The 13481-nt window shown below is 68.0% G+C and carries 14 protein-coding genes; 8 read left to right on the top strand and 6 right to left on the bottom strand.

The features are described 5' to 3' along the window. The first annotated feature begins 96 nt into the window (after positions 1 to 96). Together M673_RS22435 and M673_RS22430 are read left to right on the top strand one after the other, a co-directional pair. A complete protein-coding gene (locus M673_RS22435) occupies positions 97 to 333 on the top strand; it encodes a ribbon-helix-helix protein, CopG family (RefSeq protein WP_082640038.1) in 237 nt (78 codons plus the stop codon). 185 nt (positions 334 to 518) lie between these two features. After that, positions 519 to 1382 carry a helix-turn-helix domain-containing protein gene (locus tag M673_RS22430; RefSeq protein ID WP_244493098.1) on the top strand — a complete coding sequence of 288 codons (864 nt, stop codon included), beginning with the start codon at positions 519 to 521 and terminating at the stop codon, positions 1380 to 1382. A gap of 113 nt (positions 1383 to 1495) precedes the next feature. Here the strand turns inward: M673_RS22430 and M673_RS22425 are convergent, their stop codons facing one another. After that, positions 1496 to 1798 carry a DUF1294 domain-containing protein gene (locus M673_RS22425; protein WP_061978945.1) on the bottom strand — a complete coding sequence of 101 codons (303 nt, stop codon included), beginning with the start codon at positions 1796 to 1798 and terminating at the stop codon, positions 1496 to 1498. A gap of 132 nt (positions 1799 to 1930) precedes the next feature. On the opposite strand from M673_RS22425, the gene M673_RS22420 reads away from it, so the two are divergent. The 3 genes from M673_RS22420 (at position 1931) to M673_RS22410 (ending at position 3062) form a co-directional block, all read left to right on the top strand. Then, positions 1931 to 2227 (top strand): type II toxin-antitoxin system HigB family toxin, encoded by a 297-nt coding sequence (locus M673_RS22420; RefSeq protein WP_061978944.1) that lies wholly within the window; start codon positions 1931 to 1933, stop codon positions 2225 to 2227. Continuing rightward, on the top strand, positions 2227 to 2640 hold the full coding sequence (locus M673_RS22415; protein WP_061978943.1) for a helix-turn-helix domain-containing protein: 414 nt from the start codon (positions 2227 to 2229) through the stop codon (positions 2638 to 2640). The genes M673_RS22420 and M673_RS22415 overlap by 1 nt, the downstream gene beginning before the upstream one ends. 185 nt (positions 2641 to 2825) lie before the next feature. Further along, positions 2826 to 3062: a hypothetical protein gene (locus M673_RS22410; protein ID WP_061978942.1), complete on the top strand. Its 237-nt coding sequence runs from the start codon at positions 2826 to 2828 to the stop codon at positions 3060 to 3062. Positions 3063 to 3108: 46 nt separating this feature from the next. Here M673_RS22410 and M673_RS22405 read toward each other — a convergent pair whose 3' ends face one another. Beyond that, positions 3109 to 3699 (bottom strand): TetR/AcrR family transcriptional regulator, encoded by a 591-nt coding sequence (locus M673_RS22405; RefSeq protein WP_061978941.1) that lies wholly within the window; start codon positions 3697 to 3699, stop codon positions 3109 to 3111. Between the two features lie 75 nt (positions 3700 to 3774). On the opposite strand from M673_RS22405, the gene bdcA reads away from it, so the two are divergent. Next, positions 3775 to 4488: an SDR family oxidoreductase gene (bdcA, locus tag M673_RS22400; RefSeq protein ID WP_061978940.1), complete on the top strand. Its 714-nt coding sequence runs from the start codon at positions 3775 to 3777 to the stop codon at positions 4486 to 4488. Positions 4489 to 4656: 168 nt separating this feature from the next. On the opposite strand, the gene M673_RS22395 is transcribed toward bdcA, so the two are convergent. The 4 genes from M673_RS22395 to M673_RS22380 form a co-directional block, all read right to left on the bottom strand. Next, the gene (locus tag M673_RS22395) at positions 4657 to 7848 is read right to left on the bottom strand and encodes an efflux RND transporter permease subunit (protein ID WP_061978939.1); all 3192 of its coding nucleotides are present in this window, start codon (positions 7846 to 7848) and stop codon (positions 4657 to 4659) included. Between the two features lie 84 nt (positions 7849 to 7932). Then, on the bottom strand, positions 7933 to 9114 hold the full coding sequence (locus M673_RS22390; RefSeq protein ID WP_374755551.1) for an efflux RND transporter periplasmic adaptor subunit: 1182 nt from the start codon (positions 9112 to 9114) through the stop codon (positions 7933 to 7935). A 175-nt stretch (positions 9115 to 9289) separates the two neighbouring features. Beyond that, entirely contained in the window at positions 9290 to 9508 is a 219-nt protein-coding gene (locus M673_RS22385; RefSeq protein ID WP_061978937.1) for a hypothetical protein, read from the bottom strand. 227 nt (positions 9509 to 9735) lie between these two features. Further along, positions 9736 to 10029, bottom strand: coding sequence for a hypothetical protein (locus M673_RS22380; protein ID WP_061978936.1), 294 nt, complete (start codon positions 10027 to 10029; stop codon positions 9736 to 9738). Positions 10030 to 10518: 489 nt separating this feature from the next. Here M673_RS22380 and M673_RS22375 point away from each other — a divergent pair, with 489 nt between their 5' ends. Beyond that, a complete protein-coding gene (locus M673_RS22375; protein ID WP_061978935.1) occupies positions 10519 to 11109 on the top strand; it encodes a TetR/AcrR family transcriptional regulator in 591 nt (196 codons plus the stop codon). A gap of 310 nt (positions 11110 to 11419) precedes the next feature. Continuing rightward, a complete protein-coding gene (locus M673_RS22370; protein WP_187301362.1) occupies positions 11420 to 13480 on the top strand; it encodes a HAMP domain-containing methyl-accepting chemotaxis protein in 2061 nt (686 codons plus the stop codon). Position 13481: the final 1 nt, after the last annotated feature.

The raw sequence follows: 13481 nt of genomic DNA, 5'->3' as shown, positions 1-13481 counted from the left end.
CGATTGGGGCCATCGTGCGGCCGGTGCCGAGGGGTGGCGTTCACCTTTCGTGTCACGTAACCCTTCCTAGTAACCCGAGTCTGCCGAGTCTGTCCGATGTCCCGAAGAAGCACCACAGAGGCCGTTGCCGCGATCCGCGCGCGTCGTCGCGCGTTGGGTCTTCGGTCCACCGAGACCGTTCTCCACGAGAGCGAGATCGCCGCGCTGGACGAGGCAAAGGAGCGCTTGGGGGTGCCCTCGCGCTCCGACGTGATCCGCGTCCTCATCGCCAAGGTGGATCTGGACGAACTGACCCGGGCCGACGCCGAACTCGTGAAGAGCGAGGCCGTCTGATGCCGAACCTTATCCTCAACAGGGAGACGCCATAGGCAAAGAAAAAGGCCCCGAAGCGGGAGCCGCCGGAGCCTTCATCTGTGATGCGTGGTTGCTCGCAGGTTTAGCCTCCTTCGCCTTCATCGTCAAATGAAAATGCGGCTTCCCGCCACGGCCTCGCTTTGCCTCGCGCAAGGAGAGAGACCATGCCGGAGGAACATTCCCGCACGCCTATGAGCGTGCCCGTGCCTGCGCGCGCCTCGACAAGAGGGCCGAGCGCCGGAACGATACCGCTTGACCTCGTGGAAGGGGAGGGGGCCGGGCCGCATCCCGACTTCCTCGCCCGCGCCGCGATCTGGCGCGATCAGGCCGCAGGGCTCCTGTCGCTCGCCGAGGCGCGCCTGCGCTCGGCCGCCATCGGGCGCGAGCCCGGGGGCGAAGCGCCGAGTGCGCTCGCGCGTGCGTCCCGTTCCAGGCCGCCACGCCAAACTTCCGCGCCGCGTCCGCGTCACAGCCGCCCCGCGCCTCAGGAGAGCCGTCAGTACGCGCAGCCCATGGCCACCACCGCCGCGCGCGACGACCGGCTGACGCCACACGCCAAGGCCTTTCTCCAGGTGCTTCGCGCGCGCTGCGGTAAGACGCGCGAGACCACCATCACCAAGGGCACGGCGGGCAACATCATGTCGCGCTCGCCGCGCACCATCCGCCGCTATCTCGTGGACCTCGTGCGCTTCGGCTATATCGAGCTGAAGACCCGCTGCAACGCGCGCGGCCTCCATCTCGGCCTCACGGTCACGCTCACCGAACGCGTGCTCCCGTTCTTCGAGGAGGCGAGGGGGCTGGCGCGCTGGCTGGCGGAAACGCCCAAGGCCCTGTTCCAGCCTTTCGACGGAATGATCGACCCGTCGCGCATGGGATCACGGATTTCAGGGGTGACAGTCCTGTCACACAGAAACCAATCCCAAATCAATCTCTCTGAAGTCTCCAGCAAAATTGCGGGACTGACAGGTCTGGCTGGGGATGAAAGGCTCTTGAGAAGAAGAATGGGAGAGGCTGCGCCAAGAAACTAAGACGAAGCAAGCTTCGATCAATTGGAAAACCGACCGGGACGCAGCTTATGCTGGCGAGCCTGCGGGAAAGCTATGTCCGGAATTTGCTAGAAAGGGCAAGCGGCCGAACCCAGTCATGCCGAGCCAAGACGCAAGGCCAGCGCCAAAGCGACCAAGACCAACAAGTGAAACGCGAGGATCGCGAGAAGCCGGCTGCGGAACGGCTCTTTGCGTGTCTTATGGCGCAGGACCTGCTGCGCGACGAGCGTGCCGGGGCTACCGCCGATCAGGGCGAGCTGAAGAAGCATGGCTTCGGGGATACGGCGCCGGCTGGCTCGCGCCTTGGCCTTGTCGAGCGCCATGGCCGCGAAGGCGAGAAGATTGATCGCTGCGAGATAAAGAGCGATCGCGGCACCTAGCGGCGATAGGCCTGGCATTTTCGTCTGAAGTCTCCGCCGGTTCGCCTGCGTTTCAGAACCGTGCCTTACCCCATCCCCGTCGCACCGTCGCGGGGCTGCTTGCACTCCAACGCTCTTGTTCCCAAATCGGGAACAGGGTAGAGTGCCGCCATGCAGATCCTGTCGAAGCGAACATTGCGGCAGTTCTGGGAGGTTCACCCCCATGCCGAGTCCCCGCTTCGCACCTGGCATGCGCTGGTGGAAAAGGCGGAGTGGGCGACGCCCAACGACATCAAGTCTCAGTTCGGGGCCAATGTCGATTTCGTCGGAGACAACAGGGTGATCTTCGACATCGGAGGCAACAAGTTCCGCCTGATCGTTCATGTCTCCTACACGTTCCGCCGCGTGCTGGTGAAGTTCGTGGGAACCCATGCCGAGTACGACCGCATCAACCCGGAGACCGTCTGATGGACATTCGCCCGATCCGCACCGAAGCCGATTACGACTGGGCCTTGGCTGAGGTGGAGCGCTATTTCCTCGACGAGCCCGCGCCCGGCAGCGAGGCGGCCGACCGCTTCGACGTTCTGTCCGCCCTGATCGAGGCCTACGAGGCCAAGGTCTGGCCGATCGAGGCGCCGGACGCGGTGGAGGCGGTGAAGTCCGTGATGGCGGACCGGCGCATCCCGCGCGACAGGCTGACCGCCGTGTTCGGTTCGAAGTCGCGCGTCTCGGAGTTCCTGAGCCGCAAGCGGGGCCTGACGCTCGCCGCCGCCAACCGCCTCCATGACGAGCTCCAGATTCCCGCCGCCGTCCTGATCCGCCCCTACGCGATCGCCCCCCGGCCCGGGGCTTCCCGGCGCCGGGAGAAGGCGGAGGGCTGAGGACGACATCATTCGGCCAGACCGGAGCACCAAAGCCCGATCCGAGGCAAACGTGTCGAGAGGGGTGGGCATTCATGGCCGGGAACGGATGGGGAGGGTGGCTCGTCCGAGCGGCTCTACTTTGCGCAGGGTTCTCAGGGGCGTTTGGCGAAGCCGGGAGGGCGCAAGGCGCGTCTTCGCCAGAAGTGAGATCCTTCATCGTTACCTGCGACTGCAAGACGCCGGCGCAGAGAGAGCGCATTGCGGCGGAAGTGCGCAAGCGCGGCGGCAAGGTGCTCTATATCTATAGCGAGATTCACGGGCTCGCCGTCGCGGCGCCCAGGCGAGGCAGCGCGAAGCGTTTCGCGGCCTCTATCGAGCGTATTCGCGGCGTGATCGCCGTGGAGCCCGACGGCGTGAGTCAGACCTCAACCGTGAACTGACGACGCCCCGGCACCGCGCCGATCCGCCGCGATAGAAAACGGCGGATCAGTCGCCCAGCGCGCGCTCGAAAACCGCGTCGGCGAGCGAAGCGGTGGCGAGCAGGCGGTCGAGCCCGTGACCCTCGCGCGCCAGGGTGGAAAGGCCGATCATCACGGTGACGACATAGTCGGCCAAGGGCGCGGCGAGGTCGGGCCGGGTGCCGGAAATGAAGCCGCGGAGCGTTTCGGCGGCGCCCTGCGTCAAGACACGGGCGGCGGCGCGCGCGTCGGGGTCGTCGCAGCGGGCGCCCTCGATGGCGAGACAGCCGGCAGCGCAAGGGTCCGCCGCATAGCGCCGGGCGGCTTCCTCCAGAACGGCAGCGAGCGCTTCGGCCACGGGTCGGCCGGGCCGCAGGATCGCGCCGAGCGGCACGCCTTGCGTCGCGGTGTAGCGCTCGAGGCTGCGGGCGAAGAGCCCCGCCTTGCTGCCGAAGGCGGCATAGAAGCTCGGCGGGTTGATGCCCAGCGCCTGCGTCAGATCGGCAACGCTCACCGCGTCGTAGCCGCGCGCGTGGAACAGACGCTGGGCCGAAGCGACGCTGGCCTCGGGATCGAAGCGGCGGGGGCGTCCACGCGCGCGCGGCTTTTCTGTAATCATCGCTACAAAAATCCTTGACGGGCTTTCGCCATCCTTTATGTAGCGGCCGATACGTTAATCTGGAAGGGCAAGTCCATGACCAATTTCGAAGGACAATCCGTGCTCGTGCTCGGCGGCAGCCGGGGGATCGGCGCCGCGATCGTACGACGCTTGCGCGCTGACGGCGCGAAGGTGACCTTCACCTATGCCGGTTCGCGCGAGGCGGCGGAGCGGCTGGCGGGCGAAACCGGCGCGACGGCGGTGATGACCGACAGCGCGGACCGGGACGCGGTGATCGCGCGGGTGCGCGAAAGCGGGCCGCTCGACGTTCTGGTGGTGAATGCCGGCGTCGGCGCCTTCGGCGATCCGCTGGAGCAGGACCCGGACGAGGTGGACCGGCTGATCCGCATCAACGTCACCGCGCCCTACCACGCTTCGGTCGAGGCGGCGCGGCACATGCCGGAGGGCGGGCGCATCGTGGTGATCGGCTCGGTGAACGGGGACCGGATTCCCTTTCCCGGCCTCTCGGCCTACGCGATGAGCAAGTCGGCCCTGCAGGGCATGGCGCGGGGCCTCGCGCGCGATTTCGGGCCGCGCGGCATCACGGTCAATGTCGTGCAGCCCGGCCCGATCGATACCGACATGAACCCCGCCGACGGCCCCATGAAGGACGTCATGCATGGCGTCATGGCGCTGAAGCGCCACGGGCGGCCGGAGGACGTGGCGGGACTGGTCGCCTGGTTGGCCGGGCCCGAAGCCAGTTTCGTCACCGGCGCCATGCACACGATCGACGGCGGTTTCGGCGCCTGATCCAAACGTAAAAAGGCCGGGGTCGCCGAGGCCCCGGCCTGAACGCATCGGCCGCCCGCCTTGCTGAAAGGCGGGCGGCTTGCTTTTCGAAACGCGGTTTCGGATCGGGAAAGGGGAGGGGCCACCGCCCCTCCGCGACAAGCGCCAGCCCCTTACTCCGCTAGCCCCTTATTCCGCAGGCACCTCCTGAGCCGACACTGCGCCCCGCGCCGCCTCGCCCGCCCGCGCCTTTCGCCCGGCGAGGGAGCGGACGAGGACATAGAAGAGCGGCGTCAGGAACAGGCCGAACAGCGTGACGCCGATCATGCCGGAGAAGACCGCGATGCCCATGGCCGAGCGCATCTCCGCGCCGGCCCCGGTGGAAAGCACCAGCGGCAGGACGCCCATGACGAAGGCGAGCGAGGTCATCAGGATCGGCCGCAGCCGCAGGCGCGCCGCCTCCACCGCCGCCTCGCGTGGGGTGCGGCCCTCGGCCTCCAGCTCGCGGGCGAACTCGACGATGAGGATGGCGTTCTTGGCCGACAGTCCGACCAGCACGATCAGGCCGATCTGGGTAAAGATGTTGTTGTCGCCCCCCGTCAGCCAGATTCCCGCGAGCGCCGAGAACAAGCCCGCCGGCACGATCAGAAGGATCGCGACGGGCAGCGTCAGGCTCTCGTATTGCGCCGCCAGCACCAGGAACACGAGAAGGATCGCCAAGGGGAAGATCACCACGCCCGAATTGCCGGCGATGATCTCCTGATAGGTCAGCTCCGTCCACTCGAAGCTGAAGCCCGGCGGCAGCGTCTCGGCCGCGATCCGCTCCACCGCCTCGCGCGCCTGGCCCGAGGAGAAGCCGGGCGCGGCGTTGCCGTTGACGTCGGCGGACAGGAAGCCGTTGTAGCGCAGCGCCCGTTCCGGCCCCGCCACCGTGTCGACGGTGAGAAGCGCCGAAAGCGGGATCATCTGCCCCGAATTGGAGCGCACCTTCAGATTGCCGATGTCTTCCGGCCGGGCGCGATAGGGCGCGTCGGCCTGGACGCGCACGGAGTAGGTGCGGCCGAACTGGTTGAAATCGTTGACATAGAGCGAGCCGAGATAGATCTGCAGCGTGTTGAAGATCTCGGTGATCGGCACGCCGAGTTGGCGCGCCCGCGCGCGGTCGACATCGGTGAAGAGCTGGGGCACGTCGATGCCGTAGCCGGTGAACATGCCGGTCAGCTCCGGCGTCTGATAGGCTTTCGCCAGGAACCCCTTTACCACCTCGTCCAGCGCCTTGTAGCCGCCGCCCGCGCGGTCCTCGATCTGCAGCTTGAAGCCGCCGATCGTGCCGAGGCCCTGCACCGGGGGCGGGGGGAAGATGGCGGTGAAGGCCTCCTCGATCCCGCCGAAGGCGCCGTTCAGCCGCTGCGCGATGGCGCCGGCGGAGAGACTGGGGTCGGTGCGCTCCTCGAACGGGTCGAGCGTCAGGAACACGACGCCGGCATTGGAGGAGTTGGTGAAGCCGTTGATCGACAGGCCGGGAAAGGCGATCGTGCTTTCCACGCCCGGCGTCTTCAGCGCGATCTCGCCCATGCGTCGCACCACGGCGTCGGTCCGATCCAGCGAGGCGCCGTCGGGAAGCTGGGCGAAGCCGACGAGATACTGCTTGTCCTGCGCCGGCACGAAGCCGCCGGGAACCGAGCGGAACAGCACCGCCGTCAGCGCGACCAGAAGGACATAGAAGCCGAGCGTCAGCCCCTTGCGGGTGATGACGCGGCCGAGCCCCGAGCCGTAGCGCCGCGACGAGGCGCCGAAGAAGCGGTTGAAGCCCCGGAAGAACCAGCCGAGCGAGGCGTCGAGGATGCGCGTCAGCCGGTCCTTCGGCGCGTCGTGGCCGCGCAGGAGAAGGGCGGCGAGAGCCGGCGAAAGGGTCAGCGAGTTGAAGGCCGAGATCACGGTGGAGATCGCGAGCGTCAGCGCGAACTGGCGGTAGAACTGCCCCGTCAGACCCGAGATGAAGGCGAGCGGCACGAACACGGCGACCAGCACCAGGGCGATGGCGACGATCGGCCCCGACACCTCGCGCATGGCCTGATAGGTCGCCTCGCGGGGGTTGAGGCCCTTTTCGATGTTGCGCTCGACATTTTCCACCACGACGATCGCGTCGTCCACCACGATGCCGATGGCGAGCACGAGGCCGAACAGGCTGAGCGCGTTGATCGAGAAGCCGAGGAAATGCATCACCGCGAACGTGCCGACGATGGAGACGGGCACGGCCAGAAGCGGGATGATCGACGCGCGCCAGGTCTGTAGGAAGACCACGACGACGATCACCACCAGCACCACGGCTTCCAGCAGCGTGTGGACCACGGCGTCGATCGAGGCGCGCACGAACTGCGTGGTGTCGTAGACGATCTCGTAGTCGACGCCCTCCGGCATCGTCTGCTTGATCTCCTCCATCACGGCGCGCACTTCGTCGGCGATCGCGATGGCGTTGGAACCGGGCGCCTGGAACACGGGGATCGCGACGGCCGCCTCGTTCGACAGGAGCGAGCGCAGCGCATATTCCGAGGCCCCGAGCTCGACGCGGCCGATGTCGCGGATGCGGGTGATCGCGCCGGTCTCGGCGTCGGTGCGCACGATGATGTCGGCGAACTCCTCCACGTCCTTGAGGCGGCCTTGCGCGTTCACGGACAGCTGGAACTCCACGCCCGGCACGCTCGGCGAAGCGCCGATGACGCCGGCGGCGGCCTGGACGTTCTGCTCGCGGATGGCCGAGACGACATCGCCCGCCGAAAGCCCGCGCGCGGCGGTCTTCTCGGGGTCGAGCCAGATGCGCATGGAATAGTCGCCCGAGCCGAAGAGCTGGACCTGCCCCATCCCGTCGATGCGCGCCAGCCGGTCGCGCACGTTCAAAAGCGCGTAGTTCCGGAGATAAGTCAGGTCGTAGCGCCCGCCCGGCGAGGTGAGGTGCACCACCAGCATCAGGTCGGGCGAGGACTTCACCACCGAAACGCCGAGGCGGCGCACCTCCTCGGGCAGGCGCGGCTCGGCCTGCGCGACGCGGTTCTGCACCAGCTGCTGCGCCTGATCGGGGTCGGTGCCGATGCGGAAGGTGACGGTGAGCTGCATCGTGCCGTCGGTGGTCGCCTGGCTCGACATGTAGAGCATGCCTTCGACGCCGTTGATCTGCTCCTCCAGCGGCGTCGCCACCGTTTCGGCGATCACCGCCGGGTTGGCGCCGGGATAGGCCGCGCGCACCACGACGGAGGGCGGCACGACTTCCGGATATTCCGAGATCGGCAGCGCGAAGATCGACAGGAGGCCGCCCAGAAAAATCAGGACGGAGAGAACGCCCGCGAAGACGGGGCGATCCACGAAGAACCGGGAAATGGTCATCGAAGCGGACTTTCGGGAAGGAAAAAAGAGACGGGCCGCGCGGCGGAGCGAGAGGGAGGGGGAGGGCGCTCCGCCGCCGGCGCGTCAGCGCGCGCTGGCTTGCCTGTCGAGGCCGCGTCCGGTCTCCATGGAGACCATCTGCGGGGCGACGCGCGCGCCGGGGCGAAGGCGCTGGAGACCGTTGACCACCACGCGCTCGTCGGCGGAGAGGCCGCTTTCCACGACGCGCATGTCGCCGGAGGCGGGGCCGAGATGAACCTCGCGGTACTGCACGGTGTCCTTGTCGTCGACCACCAGGACATAGCGCTTGTCCTGATCGGTGCCGACCGCGCGCTCGGACACGAGAAGGGCGGTGCCGGCATCGGGCTGGCCGAGGCGCAGCCGCGCGAACTGGCCGGGCATCAGCGTCCCGTCCGGGTTGGGGAAGGCGACGCGCAGGCCCACCGTCCCGTTGGCCGGATCGACGCTGGGGTCCACGAACTGGACGCGGCCTTCCACGCTTTCGCCATCGGCAAGGTCGAGCCGGGCGGGAATGCGGGTGATGTCGGCCATGCCGCCCGCCGCGCGCACGAGGCGCTGCACGGTTTCCTCGTCGGCATCGAACGCGGCGTAGATCGGGTCCACCGACACCATGCGGGCGAGCACGGGCGAGGTTGCCCCGGCCGAGACGAGATTGCCGCCCGTCACCTCAAGCCGCCCGATGCGACCCGAAACCGGCGCGCGGATTTCGGTATAGGAGAGATCGAGCTCGGCGCTGCGCAGCGCGGCCTCCGCGGAGGCGAGCCCGGCCTGGGCTTCCGCCGCCGCCTGGACGCGGCGGTCGAATTCCGAAGCCGCGATCGTGCGGTTTCCCTGAAGCTGCGAGCCGCGATCGCGCTCGCCGATCGCGAAGGCGAGGCGCGCCTCGGCCGCCTGCCGGTCCGACAGAGCGCGCTCCATGGTGGCGCGATAGGGGGCGGGGTCGATGGTGACGAGCAGCGCGCCCTTTTCCACCAGCGCGCCCTCATGGAAATGCGCGGCCTCGATGGCGCCCGCGACGCGCGAGCGGATCTCGACGCGCTCCACGGCTTCCAGGCGCCCGGAATGGCGCGACCAGAGGTCCACCGGCCGCCGCTCGACACGCGCGACCGAGGCGGGAATGGCGGGGGGAGTTGCGGGCGGCTGGGCCTCGGCGGTTTCCGCGCCGGTCGCGGGCCTCGGTTCCTGAGTCAGGACGCCGAGGCCGAGAAAGGAGACGGCGAGGGCGGCGGCCGCCGTGCTGGCCATGAAGGCGGCGACCCTGTTGAGGAGGATGGGGAGCTTCGACACGGGAGGACTTCCTTCGGGACGGCGGGGAGGGGGCATTGCCCGCGCACCCTGCGAGGCGAGTTGGCTTCGCCGGGTGCGTGGGGCCGGGAACACGGGAGGACCCCTCCGGCCAGCGGGCGTTGAGGGGCAGGCGCTAGAGAAGCAGGCTGTTGACCTCGCCCTCGGGGATTGGCCGGCGCGCGGGTGCGCGGCGGTGCGGCGCGGGCAGCATGTCCTTCGCCTCGGCCGGAGCGGAAAGGCGGGTGAACCAGCCGCGAAGCCGGGCGGTGAGAGTGCCGGGAAGCGAGCGGGTGGGCGTGGAGGTTTCGGGCGCGGCGTTGCGGAGCGAGGGGCGCTGAGAGATCAGGGACATGACGGGTTCCTCGTCTGGCGTTGCGTCGAAGGGACTTTAAGTTTTGAGCGGGGCGCTCGGCGGCAGGGCTGGCCGGATCGCCGTGTGGGGATGGGCCGCGAAGGCCGAGCCATGCCGTCTGCACCGCTCCGGTCTTCGCGTCTCGTCCCCCGCCAGCCTTCGCCGAAGAGCTTGTCAGGGGCTCCGGGGCGGCTCGCCCGCTTTCACGTCGCGGGCGAGCCTCGATGTCAGAAGCTGTCCGAGCCCGGAACGAGGGTATCGGTCAGCGTGGAGGACGGGGCCGCCACCGGCTGCGGGGCGGCCTTTGCTTCCGTGCGCTCGGTGAGCGGGCGGGCGGCGGGATAGTTGTAGACGGCCTCGATCCGCTCGTGCGTCGTGACGGTCGGCGCGATCACCGACCAGTCGGCGGCGGACTGGCGGTCGCGCGCCGCCGTTTCCGAGCCCGGCACGATGTCGTTGGCAAGGGCGAGGCCGGCGGACAGGAGGAGAAGGGCGGTGGCGGCAAAAAGAGTGGGGTTCATGGGACGTCTCCTGACGCGAGACGCAAAGGCCCGTTGCCGCGACGAGGGAGGTCGCGGAGCGCTTGCGGCTCTCTTGGGTTCAAAATCCGGGACGGGCGCGGACGGCTCGTCGCGCGCTCTCCCTCCGCCGGGCTGGAGGACCGGCGGTCTGGTCGCGCCGTCATGGCGCGGGGGTCGGTTCGGCCGGGAGTGAACGGCTTGCGTTCATTACCGATCGGTAGGGAATGAATTAGGGGCTTGGTTTCCGACTGTCAACGGACTAATTTACCGATGGGTATAAAATAAGAGCGCCTAACAACACCTCCGGGCAGAGAGCCGGCGAGGACCTTTTCGTCACCGCGAGAAGCCGGACGCAGTCCATGCAGTGCATGGGCGAGTACCGGTGACGCGGCGGAGGCGGAAAGAGACCGGCGGATCGACCCCGCGAGGTGTTGTTAGGTGCTCTCAGTCCGGGCTCTGTTCCGGGCTTGTTAGGTAAGGAGATGTCGGATGGGTATCGGTCGTCCGCGGGAGTTCGATCCCGACGCGGCCCTCGACAGCGCGCTGGAGGTGTTCTGGCGCCAGGGCTACGAGGGGACTTCGCTATCGGACCTGACGGAAGCCATGGGCATCGCCAAGCCGAGCCTCTACGCCGTGTTCGGCAACAAGGAGGAGCTGTTCCGCAAGGCACTCGACCGCTACGCCGCGCTGCGCTCCGACCGCTCCTGCGAAGCGATGAACGAGCCGACCTCGCGCCGCGCGGTGGAGCGGATGCTGCTGGGCTTCGCGGGCGTGGGCGACGGGGACGAGGTGCCCAAGGGCTGCCTGATGGTGCAGGGCGCGCTGGTCTGCAGCGAGGCCAGCGAGTCCATCCGGCAGGAACTCTGCGCCCGCCGCGCAGAGGGCGAGGCCGCCCTGTGCCGGCGTCTGGCCGAATGGAAGGCGATGGGCGATCTGCCGCCCGAGGCCGACCCGAAGGATCTGGCGCGCTACGTCATGGCGGTCGCGCAAGGCATTGCCGTTCAGGCCGCGAGCGGCGCCAGCGAGGACGACCTGCGCCGCGTCGTAACCATGACCATGCGCACCTGGCCGCCCGTCTAGAGGCGCACCCGTCTGAGGAAGGCTGCGAACCGCCACCGGCTTGCGGCGCCGCGCCGAAGCTTTGCGCGCGCTTTCGTCCATCGCGACAAGATCGTCGGAATTGATCTTGAGCGCGAGATGGGCTTTCCTACACAAGGCTTACTATAAGACGGTATTTCGGTTTGGAATGTCTTGCTTAATATTCGAAGTTTCCGGAACCAACTTTCAACAAACCCCTGAGACTTAAATCTATCTTGATGATTAGCCCCCTATAAATCGAAAGTGTAAAAGGTCATTCAGATTTTACCTGGGTAGTCGCATGCGTCTGACGATGAAGATGAAACTTGGGGCGAGCTTCGTTTCTGTCCTCGCCCTGACCGGTGCCGTCGGCTATCTCGGCGTGCGCAGCCTCAGCGAGAGCAACCTGACGTTCAAGCAGTTCGTCGCCGAACCCTTTGCCCTGATCAACCAGAGCAAGGACCTCGGCAAGGCGCTCTCCGACATCCGCCGCTCCGTGCTCCTCACGCTGGCGACCGACGACGAGGCCTCGGCCGAGAACGCCAAGCGCGACTACAAGCAGGCCTGGGACGCGATCATGAAAAGCGTCGAGGCGACCTTCGGGACGATGGACGAGGCGGGCAAGCGCGAATTCGCCGATCTGCGCCCGTCGCTCGACGCGCTGCGGACCGTGTCCGACGAAACCATCGCGGTGGGCCTCGCCTACGACACGAGCGGCCCGATGAACGCCTTCCTGCGCTCCAGCGAGGCGGTCGACAAGCTCAACGCCGGGATGGCGGAGCTGGGCCGCAAGGCCGGAAAGGCCGACACCGCCGAGTGGCGCATCGAGGCGCAGAGCCTGACGAACCTCTTGGACCGGGCGCGCCTCGACACGATCGGCAGCCTGCTTCTCTCCGAGCAGGACGCCATCCAGCACCTGAGCGACGATCTCGACGCCACGAATGGCGAGATCCTGGCGACCTGGGGCCGGCTCGGCGCGATCGCAGGTCCGGCCTCGGCGGCCGACATCGCGGCGCTTCGCGAAGGCTGGGCCAAGGCCTTCGCCGATCTCAGAACGCAGACCGACGTGGGCCTGAAGAATCTCGGCTCCAAGATGGTCAACCTGATTTCCGCCAAGCTGGTGCCCGGCACGGAAGCGATGGCCGACCGGGTGGACGCCCTGATCGCGCGCGCCGACGGCAGCACGCAGACCTTCCTCGCGCAGTCCGACACGAGCTACGCCTCGACCCGCAACCTCCTGCTCGTGATCCTCGCCGCGGCGGTGGTGACGGGCGCGGGCGCGGCCGCGTGGATGGCCCTGTCGGTCTCGCGCGGATTGGCGCGGTCGGTGGCCGTGGCCAAGGCGATCGGCTCCGGCGACCTGTCGCAGCCCATCGACATCCGCGGAAGCGACGAGATCGCCGATCTCCAGCGCGCCATGAACGACATGCGCAACAAGCTTCAGGAGATCGTCTCCTCCGTCTCCACCTCGGCCCTTGAGGTGGCGAGCGGATCGTCGCTCGCCGCCAGCACGGCCGAGCAGCTTTCCTCCGGCTCCAACGAGCAGGCGGCGGCCTCCGAACAGGCCTCGGCCGCGATCGAACAGATGTCGGGCAACATCCGCCAGAATTCCGAAAACGCCTCGCAGACGGAGAAGATCGCGACGCTGGCCGCCGCCAACGCCGAGCGCAGCGGACAGGCGGTCGCCAAATCCGTCGAGGCCATGCGCACCATCGCCGCGCAGATCTCGATCGTCGAGGAGATCGCGCGCCAGACCGACCTTCTGGCGCTGAACGCGGCCATCGAGGCCGCCCGCGCAGGGTCGCACGGCAAGGGCTTCGCGGTGGTCGCCTCGGAAGTGCGCAAGCTCGCCGAGCGCTCGCAGCAGACGGCCAGCCGGATCGGCCAGCTCTCTGGCGAGACGCTCGCCGTCGCCGACGAGGCCGGACACATGCTGGACGCGCTGGTTCCCGACATCCGCCGGACCTCCGACCTCGTGGCCGAAATCTCCGCCGCCTGCCGCGAGCAGTCGATCGGCATCGAGCAGATCAACCAGTCGATCACCCAGCTCGACCAGGTCACGCAGTCCAACGCGGGCGCCGCCAACGAAATGTCGGAAACCGCCAACAAGCTCTCGGTCGAGGCCGCGCGTTTGAACGAGCGGGCCGGTTATTTCCACGGCGCCCAGCCGCATGCGGCATCCGCCGCCCCCTCGCGGCAGGAAAGCGTGCGTCAGTTGCAGGAAAAGGTTCAGGCCTTCGGCGCCAAGCACGTCGTCAAGCCCGTCGCCATCAACCGCGCCGGCGCCTCGACTTCGGGGGCGCGGCCCGTCTCGGGCCTCGATCTCGATCTCGATCTCGGCGGCGATGGCGAGTTCGACCGGATGAGCGCCTGAG

Origin of the sequence: Aureimonas sp. AU20 (assembly GCF_001442755.1) — a bacterium.
GTDB lineage: Bacteria > Pseudomonadota > Alphaproteobacteria > Rhizobiales > Rhizobiaceae > Aureimonas.
The sequence above is the reverse complement of the archived record's forward strand: the minus strand, read 5'-3'. Positions and strand labels throughout refer to the sequence as shown.

Coding starts and splice junctions, on each gene's coding strand:
- M673_RS22385 (WP_061978937.1), bottom strand. CDS start 9,508: ATGTCCCTGATCTCTCAGCGCCCCTCGCTCCGCAACGCCGCGCCCGAA.
- M673_RS22375 (WP_061978935.1), top strand. CDS start 10,519: ATGGGTATCGGTCGTCCGCGGGAGTTCGATCCCGACGCGGCCCTCGAC.
- M673_RS22430 (WP_244493098.1), top strand. CDS start 519: ATGCCGGAGGAACATTCCCGCACGCCTATGAGCGTGCCCGTGCCTGCG.
- M673_RS22405 (WP_061978941.1), bottom strand. CDS start 3,699: ATGATTACAGAAAAGCCGCGCGCGCGTGGACGCCCCCGCCGCTTCGAT.
- M673_RS22415 (WP_061978943.1), top strand. CDS start 2,227: ATGGACATTCGCCCGATCCGCACCGAAGCCGATTACGACTGGGCCTTG.
- M673_RS22425 (WP_061978945.1), bottom strand. CDS start 1,798: ATGCCAGGCCTATCGCCGCTAGGTGCCGCGATCGCTCTTTATCTCGCA.
- M673_RS22380 (WP_061978936.1), bottom strand. CDS start 10,029: ATGAACCCCACTCTTTTTGCCGCCACCGCCCTTCTCCTCCTGTCCGCC.
- M673_RS22395 (WP_061978939.1), bottom strand. CDS start 7,848: ATGACCATTTCCCGGTTCTTCGTGGATCGCCCCGTCTTCGCGGGCGTT.
- M673_RS22420 (WP_061978944.1), top strand. CDS start 1,931: ATGCAGATCCTGTCGAAGCGAACATTGCGGCAGTTCTGGGAGGTTCAC.
- bdcA (WP_061978940.1), top strand. CDS start 3,775: ATGACCAATTTCGAAGGACAATCCGTGCTCGTGCTCGGCGGCAGCCGG.
- M673_RS22370 (WP_187301362.1), top strand. CDS start 11,420: ATGAAGATGAAACTTGGGGCGAGCTTCGTTTCTGTCCTCGCCCTGACC.
- M673_RS22390 (WP_374755551.1), bottom strand. CDS start 9,114: ATGGCCAGCACGGCGGCCGCCGCCCTCGCCGTCTCCTTTCTCGGCCTC.
- M673_RS22435 (WP_082640038.1), top strand. CDS start 97: ATGTCCCGAAGAAGCACCACAGAGGCCGTTGCCGCGATCCGCGCGCGT.